This window comes from Arthrobacter sp. G119Y2, from assembly GCF_038069765.1.
In the GTDB taxonomy this organism is placed as follows: domain Bacteria; phylum Actinomycetota; class Actinomycetes; order Actinomycetales; family Micrococcaceae; genus Arthrobacter_B.
In genome coordinates, this window is record NZ_JBBPFS010000003.1 from 55,536 (window position 1) to 78,281 (window position 22,746).

Annotated in this window: 22 protein-coding genes; 8 read left to right on the top strand and 14 right to left on the bottom strand. The window is 67.3% G+C overall.

Annotated features, from left to right (window positions below):
• Position 1: 1 nt before the first annotated feature.
• The 4 genes from WKB88_RS06885 to WKB88_RS06900 all read right to left on the bottom strand — a co-directional run bounded on the left by WKB88_RS06885 (position 2) and on the right by WKB88_RS06900 (position 5,866).
• A complete protein-coding gene (locus tag WKB88_RS06885) occupies positions 2–766 on the bottom strand; it encodes a CoA transferase subunit A (protein WP_341393803.1) in 765 nt (254 codons plus the stop codon).
• 93 nt (positions 767–859) lie between these two features.
• Positions 860–2,035: an acyl-CoA dehydrogenase family protein gene (locus WKB88_RS06890; protein WP_341393804.1), complete on the bottom strand. Its 1,176-nt coding sequence runs from the start codon at positions 2,033–2,035 to the stop codon at positions 860–862.
• 27 nt (positions 2,036–2,062) lie between these two features.
• On the bottom strand, positions 2,063–4,255 hold the full coding sequence (locus WKB88_RS06895; protein ID WP_341393805.1) for an acetyl/propionyl/methylcrotonyl-CoA carboxylase subunit alpha: 2,193 nt from the start codon (positions 4,253–4,255) through the stop codon (positions 2,063–2,065).
• A 6-nt stretch (positions 4,256–4,261) separates the two neighbouring features.
• Positions 4,262–5,866, bottom strand: coding sequence for a carboxyl transferase domain-containing protein (locus tag WKB88_RS06900; protein WP_341393806.1), 1,605 nt, complete (start codon positions 5,864–5,866; stop codon positions 4,262–4,264).
• A 156-nt stretch (positions 5,867–6,022) separates the two neighbouring features.
• Between WKB88_RS06900 and WKB88_RS06905 the strand changes: the two genes are divergently transcribed.
• A complete protein-coding gene (locus WKB88_RS06905) occupies positions 6,023–6,676 on the top strand; it encodes a TetR/AcrR family transcriptional regulator (protein WP_341393807.1) in 654 nt (217 codons plus the stop codon).
• Positions 6,677–6,713: 37 nt separating this feature from the next.
• Positions 6,714–7,181, top strand: coding sequence for a GNAT family N-acetyltransferase (locus WKB88_RS06910; protein ID WP_341393808.1), 468 nt, complete (start codon positions 6,714–6,716; stop codon positions 7,179–7,181).
• A gap of 132 nt (positions 7,182–7,313) precedes the next feature.
• Here the strand turns inward: WKB88_RS06910 and WKB88_RS06915 are convergent, their stop codons facing one another.
• Genes WKB88_RS06915 through pdhA form a run of 3 tightly spaced genes read right to left on the bottom strand, consistent with a single transcriptional unit; the run spans position 7,314 to position 11,115 of the window.
• Positions 7,314–8,873, bottom strand: coding sequence for a dihydrolipoamide acetyltransferase family protein (locus WKB88_RS06915; protein WP_341393809.1), 1,560 nt, complete (start codon positions 8,871–8,873; stop codon positions 7,314–7,316).
• On the bottom strand, positions 8,870–9,916 hold the full coding sequence (locus WKB88_RS06920; protein WP_341393810.1) for an alpha-ketoacid dehydrogenase subunit beta: 1,047 nt from the start codon (positions 9,914–9,916) through the stop codon (positions 8,870–8,872). Before WKB88_RS06920 ends, WKB88_RS06915 begins: the two co-directional genes overlap by 4 nt.
• On the bottom strand, positions 9,913–11,115 hold the full coding sequence (gene pdhA / locus WKB88_RS06925; RefSeq protein WP_445818882.1) for a pyruvate dehydrogenase (acetyl-transferring) E1 component subunit alpha: 1,203 nt from the start codon (positions 11,113–11,115) through the stop codon (positions 9,913–9,915). The genes WKB88_RS06920 and pdhA overlap by 4 nt, the downstream gene beginning before the upstream one ends.
• A 166-nt stretch (positions 11,116–11,281) precedes the next feature.
• Between pdhA and WKB88_RS06930 the strand changes: the two genes are divergently transcribed.
• A complete protein-coding gene (locus tag WKB88_RS06930) occupies positions 11,282–11,773 on the top strand; it encodes an Lrp/AsnC family transcriptional regulator (protein WP_341393811.1) in 492 nt (163 codons plus the stop codon).
• A 141-nt stretch (positions 11,774–11,914) separates the two neighbouring features.
• Here WKB88_RS06930 and WKB88_RS06935 read toward each other — a convergent pair whose 3' ends face one another.
• Positions 11,915–13,537 (bottom strand): solute symporter family protein, encoded by a 1,623-nt coding sequence (locus WKB88_RS06935; protein ID WP_341393812.1) that lies wholly within the window; start codon positions 13,535–13,537, stop codon positions 11,915–11,917.
• Positions 13,534–13,905 (bottom strand): DUF485 domain-containing protein, encoded by a 372-nt coding sequence (locus WKB88_RS06940; RefSeq protein ID WP_341393813.1) that lies wholly within the window; start codon positions 13,903–13,905, stop codon positions 13,534–13,536. Before WKB88_RS06940 ends, WKB88_RS06935 begins: the two co-directional genes overlap by 4 nt.
• Before the next feature lie 254 nt (positions 13,906–14,159).
• On the opposite strand from WKB88_RS06940, the gene WKB88_RS06945 reads away from it, so the two are divergent.
• Genes WKB88_RS06945 through WKB88_RS06960 form a run of 4 tightly spaced genes read left to right on the top strand, consistent with a single transcriptional unit; the run spans position 14,160 to position 18,086 of the window.
• Positions 14,160–15,365 (top strand): sensor histidine kinase, encoded by a 1,206-nt coding sequence (locus tag WKB88_RS06945; protein ID WP_341393814.1) that lies wholly within the window; start codon positions 14,160–14,162, stop codon positions 15,363–15,365.
• 19 nt (positions 15,366–15,384) lie between these two features.
• A complete protein-coding gene (locus WKB88_RS06950; RefSeq protein WP_341393815.1) occupies positions 15,385–16,143 on the top strand; it encodes a LytR/AlgR family response regulator transcription factor in 759 nt (252 codons plus the stop codon).
• Positions 16,140–16,571: a hypothetical protein gene (locus tag WKB88_RS06955; protein ID WP_341393816.1), complete on the top strand. Its 432-nt coding sequence runs from the start codon at positions 16,140–16,142 to the stop codon at positions 16,569–16,571. The genes WKB88_RS06950 and WKB88_RS06955 overlap by 4 nt, the downstream gene beginning before the upstream one ends.
• Positions 16,572–16,589: 18 nt before the next feature.
• Complete coding sequence (locus WKB88_RS06960; RefSeq protein ID WP_341393817.1) at positions 16,590–18,086, top strand: sodium/solute symporter; 1,497 nt, start codon at positions 16,590–16,592, stop codon at positions 18,084–18,086.
• On the opposite strand, the gene WKB88_RS06965 is transcribed toward WKB88_RS06960, so the two are convergent.
• From WKB88_RS06965 to frr, 3 genes are all read right to left on the bottom strand, one after another.
• Positions 18,083–18,661 carry a DivIVA domain-containing protein gene (locus tag WKB88_RS06965; protein WP_341393818.1) on the bottom strand — a complete coding sequence of 193 codons (579 nt, stop codon included), beginning with the start codon at positions 18,659–18,661 and terminating at the stop codon, positions 18,083–18,085. The genes WKB88_RS06960 and WKB88_RS06965 overlap by 4 nt on opposite strands.
• Before the next feature lie 137 nt (positions 18,662–18,798).
• Positions 18,799–19,836 carry a phosphatidate cytidylyltransferase gene (locus tag WKB88_RS06970; RefSeq protein WP_341393819.1) on the bottom strand — a complete coding sequence of 346 codons (1,038 nt, stop codon included), beginning with the start codon at positions 19,834–19,836 and terminating at the stop codon, positions 18,799–18,801.
• Between the two features lie 74 nt (positions 19,837–19,910).
• Entirely contained in the window at positions 19,911–20,468 is a 558-nt protein-coding gene (gene frr, locus WKB88_RS06975; protein ID WP_341393820.1) for a ribosome recycling factor, read from the bottom strand.
• Positions 20,469–20,671: 203 nt separating this feature from the next.
• On the opposite strand from frr, the gene WKB88_RS06980 reads away from it, so the two are divergent.
• Positions 20,672–20,950 carry a hypothetical protein gene (locus WKB88_RS06980; protein ID WP_341393821.1) on the top strand — a complete coding sequence of 93 codons (279 nt, stop codon included), beginning with the start codon at positions 20,672–20,674 and terminating at the stop codon, positions 20,948–20,950.
• Positions 20,951–20,960: 10 nt separating this feature from the next.
• Here WKB88_RS06980 and pyrH read toward each other — a convergent pair whose 3' ends face one another.
• Complete coding sequence (gene pyrH / locus WKB88_RS06985) at positions 20,961–21,692, bottom strand: UMP kinase (RefSeq protein WP_341393822.1); 732 nt, start codon at positions 21,690–21,692, stop codon at positions 20,961–20,963.
• Between the two features lie 135 nt (positions 21,693–21,827).
• Positions 21,828–22,667, bottom strand: coding sequence for a translation elongation factor Ts (tsf, locus tag WKB88_RS06990; RefSeq protein WP_341393823.1), 840 nt, complete (start codon positions 22,665–22,667; stop codon positions 21,828–21,830).
• Between the last annotated feature and the right edge of the window lie 79 nt (positions 22,668–22,746).

Genomic DNA, 22,746 nt, shown 5'->3' on the forward strand with positions numbered 1-22,746 from the left:
GTCAGGAGTCCTTTCCGGAGGGCGTGACGGTGCGCTTCTCGATGCGTTTCTCCCCCGGCCCCACCGGGACCACCCGCTGGACAAAGATCCCCGGCACGTGCACGGCGGCCGGGTCCAACTCGCCCGGTTCCACCAGCTCCTCCACCTCGGCGATGGTGATCCGTCCGGCCATCGCGCAGAGCGGATTGAAGTTCATTGCCGTGGCGGAGAACACCAGGTTTCCGTGCCGGTCTCCCTTCCAGGCATGGACCAGCGCAAAGTCCGGCGTCAGGGATTCCTCCAGCACGTACTCCGCCTCGCCGAACGTGCGCACTTCCTTGGGCTCGGAGGCCTGCAGCACCCCGCCGTCGCCGTCGTACTTCTGCGGCAGCCCGCCCTCGCTGACCTGGGTGCCCACCCCTGCGGTGGTGTAGAAAGCGGGAATGCCGGCGCCGCCCGCGCGCAGCTTTTCCGCCAAGGTTCCCTGCGGGGTGAGGATGACTTCCAGCTCCCCGCCAAGGAACTGGCGGGCAAATTCCTTGTTCTCTCCCACGTAGGAGCTCACCGTCCGGCGGATGCGGTGGTCCGCCAGCAGCCGGCCCAGGCCCCAGTCGTCCACGCCGCAGTTGTTGCTGACCGTTTCCAGGTCCGCTGCGCCCTGATCGTGCAGGGCATCAATCAGCGCCACCGGGATGCCGCACAGACCGAAGCCGCCCACTGCCAGGGAGGCCCCGTCCGGGATGTCGGCCACCGCAGCGGCGGCCGTCGGTATCACCTTGTTAATCATCGATTCATCCGTTCGTTCGTCTCCGTTGACCAACCTGCTGACATTCCGCCGGACTGCGGCGCCGTGGCGCCGGCAGTGGACGGTCCGCCCATCCTAGAGCCCCAGTTCGCGCGCAATCAGCATCAGCTGGACTTCGGTGGTGCCCTCGCCCACTTCGAGGATCTTGGAGTCGCGGTAGTGGCGGGCCACCCGGAACTCGTTGATGAAGCCGTAGCCGCCGAAAATCTGCGTGGCGTCGCGGGCGTTGTCCATCGCCGCTTCGCCCGCCACCAGCTTGGCCATGGCAGCCTGCGTCTTGAACGGCTTGCCGGCCAGCATCCGGGCCGCGGCGTCGTAGTACGCCAGCCGGGCGGTGTGGGCGCGGGTCTGCATGCGGGCGATCTTGAAGGAAATGGCCTGGTTGGTGCCGATGGCCGCGCCAAACTGTTCCCGCTCCTTGGCGTACCGCAGTGCCTCTTCCACACAGCCCTGTGCTGCGCCCGTGGCAAGGGCGGCGATGGCGATGCGTCCTTCATCGAGGATCTGCAGGAAGTTCGCATAACCGCGTCCCTCGGCGCCAAGCAGGTTCGCTTCCGGGACGCGCACATTCTCCAGCGTCAGCGGATGGGTGTCCGAGGCGTTCCAGCCCACCTTGTTATAGGCCTTTTCAGCGGTGAACCCCGGTGTGCCGGCGGGGACCAGAATCGTGGAGATCTGCTTTTTGACCCTGGTGCCCCCGGCACCATCCGGGACTTCGGTGGTGCCGGTGACGGCGGTGACGGTGACCAGGCGCGTGATGTCGGTGCCGGAGTTGGTGATGAACTGCTTGCTTCCGTTGATCACCCATTCTCCGTTGTCCCGGTAGGCCTTTGTCCGGGTGCCGCCGGCATCGGATCCGGCTTCGGACTCGGTCAGGCCGAAGCCGGCGAGCGCCTCGCCGGAGGCCAGCATCGGCAGCCACTGCTGCTTCTGCTCCTCGGTGCCGAACCGATAGATGGGCATGGCGCCGAGGGACACCCCCGCCTCCAGGGTGATGGCCACCGACTGGTCCACCCGGGCCAGCTGCTCCAGGGCCAGGGCGAGGGCAAAGTAGTCGCCGCCCATTCCGCCGTATTCCTCCGGGAACGGCAGGCCGAACAGGCCCATCTCGCCCATCTGTGCCACCACCTTGTACGGGAAGCTGTGCTCCTCGTCGTGCTGCGCGGACACGGGGGCCACTACGGTGTCCGCGAAGTCGCGGACCATGTTCACCAGATCCTGGTAGTCCTCGCTCAGTTCAAAGTCCGGCATGTCCTGCTCCTTTGGGAAGGCGTTGCATCAGTTGTCGTTGGTGGCTGCTGCTGGGTTAATTGCTGCTGCTGGGTTGGTTGCTTCGAGGCTGACCGGGTGGTCGGCGGGTTCCGGGGTCACCACGGCCAGGACCTGGTCCGCTTTAACCAGATCGCCGGGCTGCAGGTTCAGGGACACTACGCCGGAGGCCGGAGCGGTGAGCTGGTGTTCCATCTTCATGGCTTCCACGCTCAGCAGCGGCTGGCCCGCGGTGACCCGGTCGCCGTCGGTGACTGCCACGGCCGTGACCGTGCCGGGCATCGGCGAGCGCAGCACCGGATCGGCGGCCCCTTCAGCACGGCCGGCCGCCGCACGGCCCGCGGCCAGCAGCTCGGCGCGGGTCCGTCTGCGAAGTGCGGCGGCATACCCGGCATCGGCAACCCAAACCGTGTCCGGTGCCTTCCCCGTCCCGGGAACCGACACCAAGGTGACAGGGTGCGTGACGCCGTCCAGCGTTACCAGGGAGCGGTCCCCGTCCCGCAGCAGCGAAGCGCGCCGCTCGGGTCCGCCGTTCACGCTGACGGTGGTGTCCTGTTTGCTGCTGCGGACGGTGACGACGTCGTCGTCTGTTCCCGGGGCGACGGCGGCGAACGTGAGGGTGAGCGGGCGGCGGGCTCCCACCCGCCAGCCGTCGGCACGGTGCCAGGGCGAGGGCTCCGGGTCAGGGGCTCCCTGTCGGGCGTTGTACTGCCCGGTGTTGCGCTTCCCGGGGTCGCCGCTCCCGGAATTCGCCCGGCCGGAGTCCGCCGGGCCGGCCAGGCCCGCGGCCTGCATCAGTGCTGCCGCAGCGAGCTCCGCCTCGGAGGGGCTGCGGAACTGCAGCCCGGGAAGCTTGCGCTCGATCATGGTGGTGTCCAGCCGTCCGGCCCGGACGTCGGGGTCGTTGATCAGTAGGCGCAGGTACTCGGTGTTGGTTCCAATGCCCAGGATGAGGGTCTGAGCCAGGGCGGCGTCCAGCCGGTCCAGCGCCGTGTTCCGGTCCGGGCCCCAGGCAATGACCTTGGCCAGCATCGGGTCGTAGCTGGAGGACACGGCCAGGCCCTGCAGCAGGGAAGAATCCACGCGGATGCCCTCCCCGGCAGGCTCGTGCAGGGTGTGGACGCGGCCGGAGGTGGGCAGGAAGTCCCGCGCCGGGTTCTCGGCATACACCCGTGCCTCCACGGCGTGGCCGGTCAGCCGGACGTCCGCCTGGGCCAGCTGCAGCTTTTCGCCGGCGGCAATCCGGATTTGTTCCTCCACCAAATCCAGCCCGGTGACCATTTCCGTTACCGGATGCTCCACCTGCAGCCGGGTGTTCATTTCCATGAAGAAGAACTCTCCGGGCGAGGCGTCGGAGACAAGGAACTCCACGGTTCCGGCCCCGGTGTAGTCCACGGAGCGCGCGGCGTCGCAGGCAGCCTCGCCGATCCGCGCCCTGATGGCTTCGTCCAGCAGCATGGACGGCGCCTCCTCGATGACCTTCTGGTGGCGGCGCTGCAGGGAACACTCGCGCTCCCCCAGATGGATGACGTTTCCGTGCGTGTCGGCCAGGATCTGCACCTCGATGTGCCGGGGCACGCTGATCAGCCGTTCCAGGAACAGGGTGTCGTCGCCGAAGGCGGAGGCCGCCACGCGGCGGGCCGTGGGCAGCACCGCCGGCAGGTCCTCCGCCCGCTGCACGGCGTGCATCCCCTTGCCGCCTCCCCCGGCGGAGGGCTTGATCAGCAGCGGGAAGCCCACGTTGGCCGCCGCTGCGATGAGCTGCTCGTCGCTCAGGCCCGGTTCGGCGATGCCCGGCACCACGGGGACCCCGTGCGAGGAGACGTGGTTCTTGGACCGGATCTTGTCCCCCATGACGTCCAAGGCACCCACCCCGGGGCCAATGAAGACAATTCCCTCCGCTTCCAGCGCCCGCGCAAAGTCGGCGCTTTCGCTGAGGAAGCCGTAGCCGGGATGCACGGCTGAAGCTCCGGCGGCCCGGCACGCGGCCAAGACGGCGTCCACGTTCAGGTAGCTCTCCCGCGGGGTGGCCGGACCCAGCCGAACGGCGATGTCCGCCTCCCGCACGTGCCGGGCCCCGGCGTCGTCGTCGCTGTAGACGGCCGCGGAGCGTATGCCCAGCCGGCGCAGGGTGGCGATGATGCGGCAGGCAATCTCGCCGCGGTTGGCCACCAGGACGGTGTCAAAGAGTGCGTTGGTCATATCCGCTCACATCCGGAACAGGCCGAAGGAGGTCTCCGGCAGCGGGGCGTTGGCGCACACGTCCAGGGCCAGGCCCAGGACGGTGCGGGTATCCGCCGGGTCGATGACGCCGTCGTCCCACAGCCGGGCCGTGGAATAGTACGGGCTGCCCTGGGTTTCATACGTGTCGCGGATGGGTGCCTTGAACGCTTCTTCGTGCTCGGTGCTCCAGTGCTCGCCGCGGGATTCGAGCTGGTCCCGCTTGACGGTGGCCAGGACCGAGGAGGCCTGCGCCCCGCCCATCACCGAGATCCGCGCAGCCGGCCACATCCACAGAAAGCGCGGGCTGTAGGCCCGCCCGCACATGGAATAGTTGCCGGCCCCGAAGGAACCGCCCACCACCACGGTCAGCTTGGGAACCCGGGCGGTGGCGACGGCGGTGACCATCTTGGCGCCGTTCTTGGCAATTCCGCCGGCCTCGTAGTCCCGGCCCACCATGAAGCCGGAAATGTTCTGCAGGAAGATCAGCGGGATGCCGCGCTGGTCGCAGAGCTCGATAAAGTGGGCGCCCTTGAGCGCGGACTCGGAGAACAGCACGCCGTTGTTGGCTACGATCCCCACCCGGTGGCCGTGCAGCCGGGCGAAGCCGGTGACCAGGGTGGCGCCGTACTCCTTCTTGAATTCGGAGAACTCGCTGCCGTCCACCAGCCGGGCGATCAGTTCGCGCACGTCGTACGGGGTCTGCAGGTCAGCGGGCACGGTGCCGTAGATTTCCTCCCCGGAGTGCGACGGCGGCCGGCCCGGCAGGATTTCCCAGGCCGGTTCCTGGGCCGGGAAGGTCTCCACGATGCTGCGCACGATTTCCAGGGCATGCGCATCGTTGTCGGCCAGGTGATCGGTGACTCCGCTGATCCGCGAGTGCAGGTCCCCGCCGCCGAGTTCCTCAGCGGTGACGATTTCACCGATGGCGGCCTTCACCAGCGGCGGGCCGCCCAGGAAGATGGTGCCCTGGTTGCGCACGATGACGGTTTCGTCGCTCATGGCCGGAACATAGGCGCCTCCGGCGGTGCAGGACCCCAGGACCGCGGCGATCTGCGGAATCTTGCGGGCTGACATCTGCGCCTGGTTGAAAAAAATGCGCCCGAAATGCTCCCGGTCCGGAAAGACGTCATCCTGCCGGGGCAGGAACGCACCGCCGGAATCCACCAGGTAGATACACGGCAGCCGGTTCTCCAGCGCGATTTCCTGGGCCCGCAGGTGCTTTTTGACCGTCATCGGATAGTAGGTGCCGCCTTTGACGGTGGCGTCGTTGGACAGGACCATCACGTGCCGGCCCTGAACCAGGCCGATGCCCGCGATCAGTCCGGCGCCGGGGCACTCGTCGTCGTACATGCCGTTGGCGGCCAGCGGTGCGATCTCCAGGAAGGGGCTGCCCTCGTCCAGCAGCCGGTCCACGCGGTCGCGCGGCAGCAGCTTGCCCCGGGCGGTGTGCCGTTCCCGTGACCGTTCCGGCCCGCCCAGTGCTGCCTCAGCGAGCCGCTTGCGCAGGTCCTGGGCCAGCTGGCTTTGAACGGACGCGTTGCGGGCGTAGTCCGGTGATGCAGGGTCCAGCCGGGTTGCAAGGGTCTCCATCGACGTCTCTCTCTCAACGGGCTGCCGCCGACGGGGTTACCGGAAGACCAGCTGCCAGTTAATGGCCACTAACTCAAATCAGGTTATTGGTTATTAACTCAGCTGTCCACCACAATGGAAGCTGCTCGTGAAATAAAAACTGCCGGAAAGGTTGGCATGGACGCAGCGAAAGAAGACGCACCAGCAGCCCCGCCCGGAAGGGACCTGCCGCTGCCCGCCGCCCGCACCACCGGACGAAGCCTGGCCAAGGCCTCCCGCCGGGCCGCGATGCTCGACGCCGCGGCGGCCCTTTTCGCCGAACGCGGCTACAACGGTGTGTCGATTGAAGAACTTGGAGCGGCTACGGGTGTCAGCGGCCCTGCCGTGTACCGGCATTTCAGCGGCAAGCCCGCCGTGCTGTCCGCTCTGCTCGTCGGAGTGAGCGAGGATCTGCTGGCCGGCGGAAAAGCCGTGGTCGCCGAGTCGGCCACCGCTGACGCGGCGCTGCGCGGACTGGTGGAGTTCCATGTGGACTTCGCCCTGCGCCAGGCCAATGTGATCCGGGTCCACGACCGCGATTTGAACAGCCTGCCGGAGGACGATGAACGCGCGGTGCGCTCGCTCCAGCGCCAGTATGTGGAGGTGTGGGTTGATGCCCTGTCCGCCCTGCATCCGGACTGCGGCCTGCCGCTGCTGCGGCACCGGGCGCAGGCGGTCTTCGGACTGATCAACTCCACGTCCCATACCCTGCACGGAAAAATGAAGGCCCGGGAGATGGCGCGGCTGCGGTCGCTGCTGGAAACAATGGCCTGGGCCGCCCTGAATGCCTAGTAGTCTGAACCAAACCCCTCGAGCAGAAAGACCTGCTGTGATTGAGCTTCGTGCCGTAGTTCCCGCCGATTTGGATGAATTCTTTTCCCATCAGCTGGATCCAAGCGCCAACCATATGGCGGCGTTTGCCGCTAAAAATCCCTCTGACCGCGGTGTGTTTGATCACCACTGGCAGAACATCCTGAATGACCCCACCATCACGGTGCGCACGATTGTGGCCGACGGCGACGTCGTCGGCAGCATCCTGGCCTACCGCGAAGGCGGCGTCCCGGAGATCAGCTACTGGGTGGACACCGCCCGCTGGGGCCAGGGAATCACCACGGCCGCCGTTGGGCAGTTCCTGCAGGAATTCTCCGAACGCCCGATTCGTGCCCGCGCCGTGGCCGACAACGTCAGCTCCATCGCCATCCTGGAAAAATACGGCTTCACTGTCGTGGGCGAAACGCAGGGCTTCGCCAATGCCCGCGGTGCCGTGGTGCGCGAACTCGAGCTCGAACTGGCCTAACAGGCACTGCCGGCTGCTCCCGGGCCTTGCCCGGACCAGGCACCCGCCGCGAACAGGCCCTGCCGCTATGTGAGAAGCCCGCCGCCGGAGATTTCCGGCGGCGGGCTTCGTCGTTCCTGCAATCCTGACCTGTTACATCAGGGCCAGCGCCATCGCCGGTTCCGCCAGAACCGCTCCCACGTCGCTGAGGAACCGGGCACCCTGTTCGCCGTCCACCAGCCGGTGGTCGAAGGACAGGCTCAGGGTCATGACCTTCCGCAGGGCAATTCCGCCTTCAAAGGCCCACGGCTGTTCCCGGACAGCGCCCAGCGCCAGGATGGCCGCTTCACCCGGATTCAGGATGGGCGTTCCGGCATCAACCCCGAAGACCCCCACGTTGGAGATCGAGAAGGTCCCGCCCGCCAGGTCCGCCGGGGTGGTCTTTCCGGCACGGGCGGTCCGGGTCAGGGATCCCAGCGCTTCGGCCAGGTCGCGGAGCCCCAGTGTCTGGGCATCCTTGATATTGGGAACCATCAGCCCCCGCGGAGTGGCTGCGGCAATGCCCAGGTTCACGTAGTGGTACTGGATGATCTCCCTGGCCGCTTCATCCCAGCGGGAATTCAGCGTCGGATGCTTGCTCAGGGCCAGGCACGCGGCCTTGGCGGCCAGAGTGAGCGGCGTGAGCTTCACGCCTTCGAAGGCAGGCTTCCGGCGCAGGCGCTCCAGCAGTTCGGTCGATTCCGTGACATCAACGGTCAGGAACACCGTCACATGCGGAGCGGTAAACGCACTGGCCACCATGGCAGCGGCCGTGTGCTTGCGCATTCCGGCGATCGGAATCCGTTCCTCCCGGACGCCCTGCCCGTCCGCGGCGGCGTTCGACGGCGCGGCTGGCAGGCCCGACGACGCCGGTGCCTGTTCCTGTTCCGTCGCCTGGCGGGTCGGCTGTCCTGCCGCCTCCGCTGCCGCGGTGACGTCTGAGCGGACAATCAGCCCGTCGGGACCGGTTCCCTCCACAAGGTCCAAGGTGATGCCCAGGTCCCGGGCCAGTTTCCGGACCGGCGGTGTTGACCGCGGTCGGTCCTTGGACCGGTTCCCCGCCGCGGCGATTCTCTCCTGGTGCGGGTCCGCGGGAGCGGGAGCCGGAGCCGGCGGAACGGGAGGTGCCGGAGCAGGGGCAACCGGTGCCGGAGCGGGCGGTGCGGCCGCGGCGGGTGCACCGGGTACAACGGGTTCAGCTGGTGCGGAGCCGGCAGCCGGTGCGTGCGGCTGGTCTCCCGTGAGCCAGCGCCGCCGGGCCGGGCGCCCGGATTTCTCCGGGACGGCTCCGTAGCCCACCAAGTTGGGCGTGCGCTTCAGGGGTTCGCCCAGGGGTCCGGCCGGCGCTACGCCTGACGCAGTTCCCTGGGCTGCAGTTCCGTCCGATGCAGTTCCCTGGGCCGCAGTTCCGTCCGGACCGGCCGGGGCGGCGCCGCCGCCTACGTCGAAGGACACAATGGGCGCCCCGACTTCCACCACGGAGCCGGCCGCTTCGTGGAGCCGGGACACGGTTCCTGCATACGGCGAGGGCAGTTCCACCACTGCCTTTGCCGTTTCAACCTCGGCGATGACCTGGTTGAGGGTGACCTTGTCCCCCACGGCCACGTGCCAGCTGACAATCTCGGACTCGGTCAGCCCTTCGCCCAGGTCCGGAAGGCGGAATTCCCGAATCACAGGGCCGCTCCTTCCAGTGCAGCTCCCGCAGCGCTGTGCGCGGCCGGCGAGGTGCTGAGGGAGTTGGGGCGGCGCAGGGCGCGGTCCACGCCGTCGAGCATCCGGTCCAGGTCCGGAAGGTGGTGGTGTTCGAGCTTGGAGGACGGGTACGGGACGTCGAAGCCGGTCACCCGCACGGGGGCGTGTTCCAGGTAATCGAAACAGCGTTCCGTGATGGACGCGGAAATTTCCGCCCCGACGCCGCCGGATTTGCCGGCTTCGTGGGTGATCACCAGGCGTCCGGTCTTGCGCACCGATGCTTCCACGGTGGCAAAGTCCACCGGCGAGAGCGAACGCAGGTCGATGACTTCCACGGACACGCCTTCGTCGGATGCTGCGACAGCGGCGTCGACGGCGGTCATCACCAGCGGCCCGTACGTCACGAGGGTGACGTCCGTTCCCTGGGTGACTACGCGGGCCTGTCCCAGCGGCAGCGCACCGTCCAGGGTTTCCTGCACCTCGCCCTTGACGTGGTAGCGCCGTTTGGGTTCGAAGTACAGGACGGGGTCATTGCTGGCGATGGCCTGCTGAATCATTGTGTAGGCGTCCTGGGGATTGGACACGCTCACCACGCGCAGCCCCGAGGTGTGGGTGAAATAGGCTTCCGGGGACTCCGAGTGGTGCTCCGGTGACCCGATGCCGCCGCCGAACGGCACCCGGATGGTCAGCGGCATGTTGACCGCGCCGCGGGTGCGGTAGTGCATCTTGGCGACCTGGCAGACGATCTGGTCAAACGCGGGATAAATGAAACCGTCGAACTGGATCTCCACCACCGGGCGGTACCCGCGGAACGCGAGCCCGACGGCGGTGCCCATGATCCCTGATTCGGCCAGCGGCGTGTCGATCACCCGGGAGGCGCCGAAGTCTTTCTTGAGCCCGTCCGTGATGCGGAAGACACCGCCGAGGGTGCCGATGTCCTCACCCATCAGGACAACCTTGGGGTCGGCGTCCATGGCGGCACGCAGCCCGGCGTTGATGGCGCGGCCAAAGGTCATGGTGCTCATGCGTTGCTCCCCTTTTCGTCGACGCCCACCGGGTCGGTGCCGTGCACCTGGACCGGGTGCGGCTCGTCCTCCTCCGTGCCGTACACGGCCAGGTACCGCGCGTACTCCTCCTGCTGCTTCTCCAGCCAGGAGTTGGGCTCCGAATACACGTGAGCAAATATGTCCAGGGCCGGCGGCGGCGGCATCCCGATGCAGGAAGCGCGGAGTTCCGCGGCCACGGCGTCGGCACGGGTGGTCACGGCTGCGGCGAAGTCGTCGCTGAACAGGCCCTCGGACCGCAGCAGGGTTTCCACCCGGCTGATCGGGTCCTTGGCCCGCCATTCCTCCAGCTCGCCGGCGTCGCGGTAGCGGGTGGGATCATCAGCGGTGGTGTGCGGACCCATCCGGTAGGTCACGGCCTCGATGAAGCTGGGGCCTCCCCCGCTGCGGGCCCGGTCCAGGGCTTCGCGGGTCACTGCCATGACGGCGAGGACGTCGTTGCCGTCCACCCGCACGGAGGGAATGCCGAATCCCGGCGCCCGGTTGGCGATCGGCACCTGCGCCTGCAGGCCCACGGGCTCTGAAATGGCCCACTGGTTGTTCGAGCAGAAGAAAATGACGGGTGTGTGGAAGCTGGCGGCAAAGACCATGGCCTCGTTCACGTCGCCCTGGCTGGTGGCGCCGTCGCCGAAATAGGTGATGACGGCGTCGTCGGTTCCGTCGGCCACGACGCCCATGCCGTAGCCGGCGGCGTGCAGCGCCTGGGCGCCGATGATGACCTGCGTGGGCGCCATGTTGACCGTGTACGGGTCCCAGCCGGCAGCCGCGTTGCCGCGCCAGACCCGCATCAGGGATTCCGGATCGACGCCGCGGCACCAGGCCACGCCGTTCTCGCGGTAGCTGCCGAACACAAAGTCACTGGGCCGCAGGGTGCGGGCGGAGCCGATCTGCGCGGCTTCCTGGCCCAGCAGCGGCGGCCACAGTCCGAGCTGGCCCTGGCGCTGCAGCGCGGTGGCCTCGGTGTCGATCCGGCGGATCACCACCATGTCCTCGTAGAGGCTGCGCAGCTGGTCCGGGTCGACGTCGTCCACCCAGTGGTCGTAGGACGATGCCACCCGGGAACCGTCGGGACGGACCAGCTGGACGTAGGGGCCGGCAGCGGTGGCGCCGGCGTCGTGAGGGGGTCGAACAGGAGTATGCAGAGACACGTCGGTACGCATCCTTCCGTGTTGGGCCCCAGGGATGGCGGGACCGAACCGATGCCCGAGCGCCGTTGCCCGGATACCTGTGACCCTACTCACACTCAACAGGCGGCACAACCACAGCACGAATCATTGAGCATTGTGCCCTGCAATTGGAGAACCGGCCGTGCTAATCTTTCGCACTATGCCTTCCCTGGACAGCACCGACACCCGGCTTCTGCTTGCCCTGGCGAAGGATCCGCGGCGTACCGTGGTGGCGCTGGCCGCCGTTCTGGGCATTTCGCGCAACACCGTGCAGGCCCGGCTGGCACAGCTGGAGAAGAAGTCGGTGTTCCTGTCCTTCGAGCGCAGGATCAGCCCCGCGGCCCTGGGCTACCCGCTGATGGCCTTTGTGCATGTGCACGTCCAGCAGCAGCAGCTCGCCGAAATCACGGCGCAGCTCGCACTGGTGCCCGAGGTGGTGGAGGCCCACGGCCTGACCGGAACCGCGGACATCCTGCTGCGCGTGGTCGCCGCCGACGCCGAAGATCTGTTCCGCGTCAACAAGGCAATCCTCGCCATCCCCGGCGTGGAGCGCTGCGACACCAACCTGGCGATGGGCGAGCTCATCCCCTTCCGGGTGGCTCCGCTGCTCGGGCGGGAGAGCCCCGGGAGCAGCGCCGACGCCGGCAGCTGACAGACCCGAACGCAGCCGGATAAATTCCTTGCTTCCGGGACGCAGGCCCGAACGCAGGCCCGAACACAGGAAGGGCCCCGCACCGAAGTGCGGAACCCTTCCGTTTGCCCCCCCCATGGAGGGCCGTGGGTGCGGCTGCGGTTAGTGGTCCACTGCCTTTTCCGCACCGACGCCGGTGAGCGAACGGACTTCCATTTCCGCCTGCTTCTGCGGCGACTCGTCGTCCTTGCCGAGCACGGTCCCCAGCCAGCCCAGGAAGAACGCCAGCGGGATGGAGACCAGGCCCGGGTTGTTCAGCGGGAAGATGGAGATATCGAAGCCCGACACCATGGACGTCTCGGCCCCGGAGAAGACCGGGGACAGGATGATCAGCAGGATCGCCGAACCGAGGCCGCCGTACATGCTCCAGATGGCACCCTGGGTGTTGAAGCGGCGCCAGTACAGCGAGTACAGGATGGTCGGCAGGTTGGCGCTCGCCGCTACTGCGAAGGCCAGTGCTACCAGGAAGGCCACGTTCTGCCCCTGTGCGCCGATGCCGCCGAGGATGGAGACGACGCCGATTACGATTACCGTGCGGCGGGCCACCTTGACCTCGCCGTCGGCGTCCACCTTGCCCTTGCGGATGACGTTCGCGTAGATGTCATGGGCGAAGGATGCGGCGGCGGTGATGGTCAGTCCGGCCACCACGGCCAGGATGGTCGCGAAGGCCACAGCGGCGATCAGCCCCAGCAGGACCGGCCCGCCCAGGGCGAAGGCCAGCAGCGGCGCCGCGGAGTTCACGCCGCCCGGAGCCGAGGTGATTGTCTCCGCCGGGATCATGGCAGCGGCGCCGTAGCCCAGGACCAGGGTGAACAGGTAGAACAGGCCGATCAGCCAGATGGCCCAGACCACGGAGCGGCGGGCTTCCTTGGCGGTCGGCACGGTGTAGAAGCGCATCAGCACGTGCGGCAGGGCCGCGGTGCCCAGCACCAGCGCCATGCCCAGGGACACGAAGTCCAGGCGGGTGGTGTCGCTCTTGCCGTACTGCAGGCCCGGGTTCAGGAGCTCGGGGTTGCCGGACATCTCGACGGCGTTGCCCAGCAGTTCGGAGAGGCTGAACCCGTTGTTGGCCAGCACCCAGACGGTCATGATGGCCGCGCCGGCAATGAGCAGGCAGGCCTTGATGATCTGGACCCAGGTGGTGCCCTTCATCCCGCCGATCAGTACGTACATGATCATGAGGCCGCCGACGACGGTGATGACCAGCGACTGGCCGAGCCGTCCGTCGATGCCCATCAGCAGGGAGACAAGCCCGCCGGCGCCGGCCATCTGGGCCAGCAGGTAGAAGAAGCAGACGGCCAGGGTGGTGATGGCCGCGGCGATGCGCACAGGGCGCTGCTTGAGCCGGAAGGAGAGCACGTCGGCCATGGTGAACTTGCCGGTGTTGCGCAGCATTTCCGCCACCAGCAGCAGCGCCACCAGCCAGGCGACCAGGAAGCCGATGGAGTACAGGAAGCCGTCGTAGCCGTTGATGGCGATGGCGCCGACGATACCCAGGAAGGACGCAGCCGAAAGGTAGTCCCCGGCAATGGCCGTTCCGTTCTGCGGTCCGGTGAAGGACCGGCCGGCGGCGTAGTAGTCCGCCGCGGTCTTGTTGTTCCGGCTTGCCCGCAGCACCACCACGAGGGTCACGGCCACAAACAGGCCGAAGATGAGCATGTTCAGCCAGCCGGTTTCCTTCACGGCCTCAGCGGTCACCTCCGCGGTCACGTTGATGGTGTTCATTTGGTCTCCTCCGGCCGGCTGACGCCCTTGGCCTCAAGTTTCTCGCGCAGGTCGGCGGCGATGGGGTCCATCCTGCGGTTGGCGTAGCTGACGTACCACATGGTGATGCCGAAGGTGCTGACAAACTGCAGCAGACCCAGGATCAGCCCGATGTTGATGTTGTCCCAGACCTCGGTGGACATGAAGTCGTGGGCGTAGTCGGCCAGCAGGACGTAGGCGAAGTACCACAGCAGGAACACCACGGCCATCGGGAAAATGAAGCTGCGCTGGCGCTTGCGGAGCTCCTGCAGTTCGGGTGACTTTTGGACTTCCGTGAAGTCGACCGGCGCGGCGTGGGCACCGGATCCTCGGGGATGATTTTTAGCCATCGCTCCTCCTTGAGTTGGGGCATGTCCGCACGGCGCTGCCTGCCGTAGCCCGGACAAACCGGTTTCGGACACCACACGCGCACAAACTGTGATCCCTATCACTTTGCTACGGGTGCCGCCCGGCGCACCAGTTTCGGCGGCCGTGCCTCGCCAAACGGTCATTCCCCTGCGGTGAACGGTTCCCGGGGCCGCCGCGGGCCGGCCCGGAACCGTTCACCGCAGGAGCCGTCGTTCCCGGCCGCTAGGGTAGGGGAATGTTCAGTCCCGCCGTCGACATTGCCGTGGTCTGCGCCGTCGCCGTCCTGACCGTGGCGCTGGTGGCCGCCCTCGGCCACCGCCTGAGCCGGTCGCAGCGTGACCTCGGTTCCGACCGGGAGCGGGCGGTCTACTCCGCCCTCCACACCGCCAGCCTCGCGTCCCGCCACCTCCGGGCCGGCCTCACCCCCGCGGGCGCCAGCAAAGCCGGGCGCCATCTGCGCGCACTGCTGGGCTGCGACACCCTGGTGCTGGCCGACGCCGCCGCCGTCCTGGCCTGGGAGGGGTCGCTGCCGGACACTCCCCGCTCCCGGGCCCGGCTGCTGGACGCCTCGCGGACCGTGCTGGAAAGCGGCCGGACCAAGGTCTTCCGCGGCGCCTCCCTGCGTTCGCTGGGTCTCGACGACGACGGCGGCCGGCAGCTGCTGGTGTGCCCGCTGCAGGTAAACCGCCAAACGGTGGGAACCCTCGCCGTCTTCACCCCCACGGTCAGTGCCGGCCTGGTCCGCGCGGTGAACGACGTCGCCGCCTGGGTTGCCGCACAGGTTGAACTGGCTGAACTGGATACCTCCCGCACCATGCTGATGGAGGCCGAGGTGCGCGCGCTGCGGGCCCAGATCAGCCCGCATTTCATTTACAACTCCCTGAACGCCATCGCCTCGTACATCACCACAGATCCGGTGCGTGCCCGGGAACTGGTGGTCGAGTTCGCCGATTTCACCCGCTACACCTTCCGCCGCAGCGGCAACTTCACCACGGTGGCGGAGGAACTGCAGGCCATCGACCGGTATCTGCTGCTGGAGCGGGCGCGCTTCGGGGACCGCCTGAAAATCAGCCTGCAGATCGGCCCGGAAGTCCTGGGCACCGTGATTCCTTTTCTTTCGCTGCAGCCGCTGGTGGAGAACTCGGTGCGGCACGGACTGGAGGCCACCGACGGCGAGGGGCACATCACCATCACGGCGGCCGACGCCGGCGCGCAGGCCGTCATCACGGTCGAGGACAACGGCACGGGCATGGATCCCGAGTACCTGCGCGCCGTGCTGGCCGGTCACGCGGACGGTGACCATGTGGGGCTGCGCAACGTCGACGTCCGGCTGCGCCAGGTATATGGCGACGACCACGGACTGGTGATTGACACCGCCCCGGGCGCCGGAACCCTGATCACCATGCACATCCCCAAGTCGCAGCCGGGCCACCGCCCGTAAGTCTTGTAACCTGTTTCACATGTCCGCACCCGCAAAACCGCCTCCGCGGCAGATCTCCGTGGTGGTTGTCGACGATGAGCTGCCCGCCGTTAACGAGCTGGCGTTCCTGCTGGGCCGGGACTCCCGGGTCGGCGAGGTGCACCGCGCCTCCAGCGGCGCGGAGGCGCTGCGGGCCATCGAAGGCAACCCGGTGGACGCGGTGTTCCTGGATATCCACATGCCGGCGCTGTCCGGGCTGGACATTGCCCGTGTTCTCTCCAACCGCGAACGCCCGCCGGCAGTGGTTTTCGTGACCGCGGACGAGGAGCAGGCACTTGCCGCGTTTGACCTGGCAGCCGTGGACTACCTGCTCAAGCCCGTCCGTCCGGAACGGCTGGCGGAATCGGTCCGGCGCGTCTGCGACCTCGCCGCCGAAGCGGCCGGCAGCGACGGCGGCGCCGACGTCGTCAGCGTGGTCCAGGGCGGCACCACCCGGCTGATCCGCCGCGACGACATCCGCTATGTGCAGGCGCAGGGCGACTACGCCCGCCTGCACACCGCCGAGGCGTCCTACCTGATCCGGGTTCCGCTGACGGATCTGGAGGAACAGTGGGCGGAGGCCGGTTTTGTCCGCATCCACCGCTCCTATCTCGTGTCCCGTTCCCACATCCGGCAGGTCCGCGTGGCAGGCGGCCGCGCCAGCATCAGCGTTGGCTCGGCGGAACTTCCGGTCAGCCGCCGGCATCTGCCCGGAGTGCGCAGCACGCTCTCCGCCAGCCGGGTCCGGCCCCGCGGATGAGTTCCGATCCGCGCCCGGCGTCCCCGGACTCTTCCGCCGCGGCCGCCTCAGCTTCCGCCTCCAAACAGCCGGAGCGTGTCCGGGTCACCGCCCCGCGCACCGCGCCGGCTTCCGCCGATTCCTACACGGTGTCCCGGGAGCTGGATGAGCAGACCGAGGTTGGCGAGCTCTTCATCGGCTCCCTGATCCGTTCCCAGCTGCGCCTGGCGCTGGTGGTTGCCGGCGGCTTCCTCCTGATCCTGCTGGGCGTTCCGGTGCTCCTGGCGTTCCTGCCGGTCATCGCCGACCTGACGCTGTTCACCGTCCCGGCGCCCTGGATCCTGCTGGGGGCAGGGGTGTATCCCCTCGTTATTGTCTGCGGAGCGCTGTACGTGCGCAGTGCCGCCCGCAATGAAAAGCGTTTCCTGGACCTGGTCGACGATGCCTGAGCGCACCGGAGCGGCGGCGTGAACCCGGCCGCCGGCTATGCCGCCCTGGCCGCGGTCACTGCCGCCACCCTGCTGATCGGCGTGTACGGGCTGCGCATCTCGCGGACCACCGGGGACTTCTACGTGGCCTCCAGGACGGTGCGGCCCTGGTGGAACGCCTCGGCGATCGGCGGCGAGTACCTCTCAGCCGCCAGTTTCCTGGGCGTGGCCGGGCTCATCCTGGTGTCCGGAGTGGACGCTCTCTGGTTTCCGATCGGCTACACGGCCGGTTACCTGATGCTGCTGCTCTTCGTGGCGGCGCCGCTGCGCCGTTCGGGGGCCTACACCATTCCGGATTTTGCGCAGGTTCGGCTGGAGTCGCTGGCCGCCCGCCGGGTCACCAGCCTGCTGGTGATCGCCGTCGGCTGGCTCTACATCGTGCCGCAGCTGCACGGGGCGGCGCTGACCATCGGCATTACCACCGGCCTGCCCGGCTGGGTGGGATCCGTGGCGGTGGTGGTGGTGGTCTGCCTGAGTGTGGTAACCGGCGGCATGCGGTCCATTACCTTTGTGCAGGCGTTCCAGTACTGGCTCAAGCTTGCCGCCATCGCCGTGCCCGTGCTCTTTGTCCTGTTCCGGCTCTCCTCCGACGGGCTGCCCTGGACGGACGGCGGTGCCGTGTTCGCTGCCGCACTGAACCCGGAGACCAACGCTTCCCTGTACCGGAACATTTCGCTGAGCATTGCGCTGCTCTGCGGCACCCTCGGCCTGCCGCACGTGCTGGTGCGCTTCTACACCAATCCGGACGGACCCTCGGCCCGGCGCACCACCTTGATCGTGCTGGGACTGCTGTCCCTGTTTTATATCTTTCCGATCATCTACGGCGTGCTGGGCCGCATCTACACTCCCGAGCTCGCGTCCGGCGGCGCCGACTCCACGGTGCTGCTGCTGCCCGGGCGGGTGTTTGACGGGGCGCTGGGCGACCTGCTGTCCGCGCTGGTGACGGCCGGGGCGTTCGCGGCGTTCCTATCCACGACCAGCGGGCTGGTGGTCTCGCTGGCCGGAGTGGTCAGCCAGCAGTTCTTCCGCGGCAGCGTGGGCGGGTTCCGGCTCTCGGCGGTGCTTGCCGCCGTCGTGCCCCTGGGGCTGGCGCTGCTGACCAGTTCACAGGCGCTGGCCGGGAGTGTGGGGATGGTGTTCGCCTTTACCGCCTCCACCCTGTGCCCGCTGCTGGTGCTTGGCATTTGGTGGCGCGGACTCACGGCCCGCGGAGCGGTGTCAGGGATGGTCGCGGGCGCGGTCCTGTGCGGCGGCGCGATGGTGGCCGGCGGAGTGCTGGCCACGCTGGGACGGATTACACCCGTGTGGCTGGAACAGCCGGCAGCGTGGTCCGTGCCGGCTGCCTTCGCGGTAACCGTTGCCGTCTCAAGGCTGCGGCCGGATCTGGCCCCGGCCGGTGCCGCCAAGATTCTTGCCCGGCTGCATACCCCGGAGCGGCGGCGGCAGGTCCGGGCTGCTGATCCTGCGGCGAACTAGTCGATCGAGGCCATGAGTTCAACAACGCGGTCCAGGAATGCGTCCACCTGGGTTTCCTCGTATCCGTCGGCGCCCTTGGCTTCGCGGAAGACCGCCCGCCGGACCACGTCCACGCTCAGCGGCTTGTCATTCTCGAAGTACCCCAGCAGCTCATTGCACAGTGCGTCCACGTCTTCAACGTTGTAGCTGGGCACCTTGCGCTTGCTGGGCCGGCGGAACCGCTCGCCCGGCTTGCGGTGCAGGCGTGCCCGCAGGACGGCCGAGGTGCGGCCGATCTGCAGCAGCCAGGCTTCTTCGCCCTTCTCCTGAATCAGCTCGTCTCTTTCACGCTGCGCAAAAACGTCTTCCAGCCGGTCCAGGGCCGCGTCCACGGCCTGGGGCTCGTAGCCGGCCTTCGCCGGATCGAACGCCATGGAGCGGACGTTGCGGCTGGTAATGGGTTTTGCGGACGGGCTCTCGTCGTTGTAGTAACTCCGTGCCTTGGCCAGAAACTCATCAACCTGGCGCGTGTTGTAGCCGTATTCCCGACGCCCCACACGCTCGAAAGGGGCGCTGGCCTGCCGCGCTTCGTCCATGTCTTAACTGTTCCTCTGTGGTCATGCCGCTGTGACGAGACTGTTTGGAAAACCTGTAAATATCCTACGTTGCCGCCGGTGGGCGGCGGTCAGGCGTTGCCGGGGCACTGCTGCTCCCCCGCCTGACGCCTCTCCTGCTAAGCCCCCGAAAGCAAAACCGAAAGCATGAACACCACGGGAGAGGCAAAGACGATCGAGTCCAGCCGGTCCATAATGCCGCCGTGTCCGGGCAGCAGGTTGGACATGTCCTTCACGCCGAGCTCGCGCTTGATCATGGACTCCGAGAAGTCCCCCGCCGTTGCTGCGGCAACCGTCGCAACGGCCAGAACAAGACCGAACCACCACGGCTGGTCCAGGAAGAAGATCGCCGCCACAATTCCGATAATGGTGGCACCGGCTGCCGAGCCGGCGAAGCCCTCCCAGGACTTCTTCGGGCTGATTTTCGGAGCCATCGGGTGCTTGCCGAAAATTGCGCCGACGATATATCCGAAGGTATCGTTCGCAACCACCAGGAGCAGCAGGACGGCGACGCCGATCTGGCCCTTGGGCTCGCCCAGCAGAAGCATCGCAAAGCTCAGCAGGAACGGCACCCACAGCACCACGAAGATGCCGGCAAAAATGCTCCGGACGGCATCCTCGGCGGTATCGATGGCCCGCCAGAGCAGGATCGCCACCACCGACGCCACAAGGGCAAAGGCCAGGGACTCGCTGCCCCCGAAGTACGCGGCAAACGGCAGCGCCACGGTGCTGACCAGGACCGGAACCATGGGAACCTTGATTCCGCGCACCTCCAGGGCCCGGCTGACTTCCCACACGCCCACGGCGGCAAAGACCGTGGCAATGGCGACGATCGCGAAGGGGAAGAACAGCAGGCCGGCTAGGAGGGACCCCAGCAGGATCACGCCGACGGCGATGGCCGCGGGCAGGTTCCGCCCCGCTTTTGAGGGCTTGGCGGGATCCTTGGGCTGCTTGCGTGTCTTGGGCTGCTTCAATGCCTTGGGCTGCTTCAATGCCTTGGGCTTCCCGGGGATTCCGGAGCTCTTCGAGGCTTCCGCCGTCGCAGAGGCTCCAGCCGCCGCGGCGGATTCGGGGGCCTGCGGTGTTTCAGGCGCCCCGGCGCCGGACGGCGGCGTGGTGGCCTTCCGGGCGGGGCCGTCTCCGTCTGTGGCACTCATGTCCGTGGCCTTTGCTGCCGGATCAGTCTCAAGGGACGCACCGCCAGCCTTGCTGGGAGGCTGGTCGTTCCTCATCAGACCTCTAGCAGCTCGGCTTCCTTGCGCTTGAGCAGATCGTCAATGGCCTCGGTGTGGGCCTTGGTCTGCGCGTCGAGGTCCTTTTCGGCGCGGGCTCCATCGTCCTCGCCAATCTCGCCGTCCTTGACCAGGCGGTCCAGGGCATCCTTCGCCTTGCGGCGGATGTTGCGGACCGAGACCTTGGCGTCCTCGCCCTTGGTCTTGACGATCTTGACGTACTCCTTGCGGCGGTCCTGCGTCAGTTCGGGCATGATCACGCGGATGACCTTGCCGTCATTGGACGGATTCGCCCCAACCTCGGAGTCGCTCAGGGCACGCTCGATGGCCCGCAGGGCGGAAACATCGTAGGGGGTGATCAGCAGGGTGCGTGCGTCCGGCGTACCGAACGAAGCGAGCTGCTGGAGCTGGGTGGGGGTGCCGTAGTAGTCCACCAGGACCTTGGAGAACAGGGCGGGGGTGGCGCGGCCGGTGCGGATGGTCGAGAAGTCCTCTTTGGCTACTTCCACCGCCTTGTCCATTTTGTCGGTGGCCTCGGCCAGGGTTTCTTCGATCATGGTGTCTCCTAACACGCAAAAAATGTCCACGCTGACGGTGGCTGGGCTCTCTTATTCATCCTAAGCCAAAAGCCCCGCGGTTCCCTGCACGGGCCTGCCAATCCCTCCACCCGGACCCCCGGCCGGCACCGGCGTCGGCGTCAGCGGATCTGCGGCCGCTGGCACGATTGGTCCGAAGGGCATGGGCCCACAGTCCGCGGGAGGTGGGGTGCACGCCCGCTCCGGAGGGCCTGGAGGAAGGCGGCATTATTATTCCGGAGGCCGTCCGCGGCCGAGGGAATATCGTTGCCGCCGTTCCAGGGCCGCAGGCGCGGCAGGCTGCAGCAGCAACCGCCGCCGTTCCAGGCCCGCAGGCGCGGCAGGCTGCAGCAGCAACCGCCGCCGTTCCAGGCCCGCAGGAGCGGCAGGCTGCAGCAGCAGCAGCCGTCGTTCCAGGCCCGCAGGCGCGGGCCCGGAACCACGGCAACATGGTGAAGCGGTGAAGCGGTAACGCTAGTTGGAAACGATGGTGCCGATCTTCTCGCCGCGGATGGCGCGGGTGACGTTTCCTTCGCCTTCCATGCCAAAGACCACCATGTTCAGGTCGTTGTCCTTGCACATGGTCATTGCCGTCTGGTCCATGACGCGGATGTCGCGGCGCAGGGCGTCGTCGTACGTGAGCGTCTCGAGGCGCACCGCTGTGGCGTCCTTGTTGGGGTCTGCGGTGTAGACGCCGTCCACGCCGCTCTTGGCCATGAGCACCTCGTCGGCGTGCACCTCAAGGGCGCGCTGGGCGGCCACGGTGTCGGTGGAGAAGTACGGCAGGCCGGCGCCGGCGCCGAAGATGACCACGCGGCCCTTTTCCAAGTGGCGGATGGCGCGCCGGGGAATGTAGGCCTCGGCCACCTGGCCCATGGTGATGGCGCTCTGGACGCGGGTCTCAACGCCCGCCTGTTCCAGGAAGTCCTGCAGCGCAAGGCAGTTCATGACCGTGCCGAGCATGCCCATGTAATCCGCCCGGGAGCGGTCCATGCCGCTCTGGGAAAGCTCGGCGCCGCGGAAGAAGTTTCCGCCGCCCACCACAATGGCAACCTCAACCTCGCCAACGGTCGCGGCAATCTGCTTGGCCACTGCGCGCACCGTGTCCGGGTCCACTCCGAGCTTCCCGCCGCCGAAGACTTCACCGGAGAGCTTGAGCAGTACGCGTCGACGCGCCAGATCGGATTCTTTCAGGACGTGGGCCATTGTGCCTCCCGGGGCATAGTACGTGCTTGGTTTAAAGGGTAAAGATCTGTTTTGGGCAGACAAAAGGGGTGGCCACCTCGGTGACCACCCCAAATGTTCATGATGACGTGTCCGTCAGGTCCAGTGCCTTGTGGGCTAGGCGCCTACGCGGAAACGGGCGAAGCCGGACGGCGTGGTACCGGCCTCTTCGAGCACCTTTGCCACGGTCTTCTTGGCGTCCTTGGCGAACGGCTGGTCCAGCAGGACGATTTCCTTGAAGAAACCGGTCAGGCGGCCTTCAACGATCTTGGTCAGCGCGGCTTCGGGCTTGCCCTCGGCGCGTGCCGTCTCGTCAGCGATGCGGCGTTCGTTCTCCACGGTCTCCGCCGGAACTTCTTCCCGGGTCAGGTACGTGGGAGCGTAAGCAGCGGTGTGCACGGCGATGTCGTGCGCAGCGGTCTTGGCTTCGTCGCTGTCACCGTCAACGGCGAACAGGACGCCAACCTGAGCAGGCAGGTCCTTGGAGGTCTTGTGCAGGTAAGCATCAACGGCCTTGCCTTCGATGCGTGCCACGCGGCGGACAACAACCTTTTCGCCCAGGATTGCGCCTTCTTCGACAACAACCTCGGACAGCGGCTTGCCGTCCACGTTGTAGGCCAGCAGCGTTTCGGCGTCGGCAGCAGCGGACTCAACGGCAGCGGCCAGAACCTTGTCGGCCAGTTCAATGAACTTGGCGGACTTCGCAACAAAGTCGGTCTCGCAGTTGAGTTCGATCATGACACCCACGGTGCCGTCGATGACCTTGGCAGCAACCAGGCCCTCGGCGGTGGAGCGGCCTTCGCGCTTGGTGGCGCCCTTCAGACCCTTGATGCGGATGAGCTCCATGGCCTTGTCGGCGTCGCCGTTGGCCTCGTCAAGAGCCTTCTTCACATCCATCATGCCGGCGCCTGTGCGCTCGCGCAGAGCCTTGATATCAGCAGCGGTGTAGTTCGCCATTTGGACTCCAGTCCTCCCGTTATAAGTTTTGGTGAGCTTCCGCCAGAGCGGCTGGCCGGAAAATTCCGGCCAGCCGCGC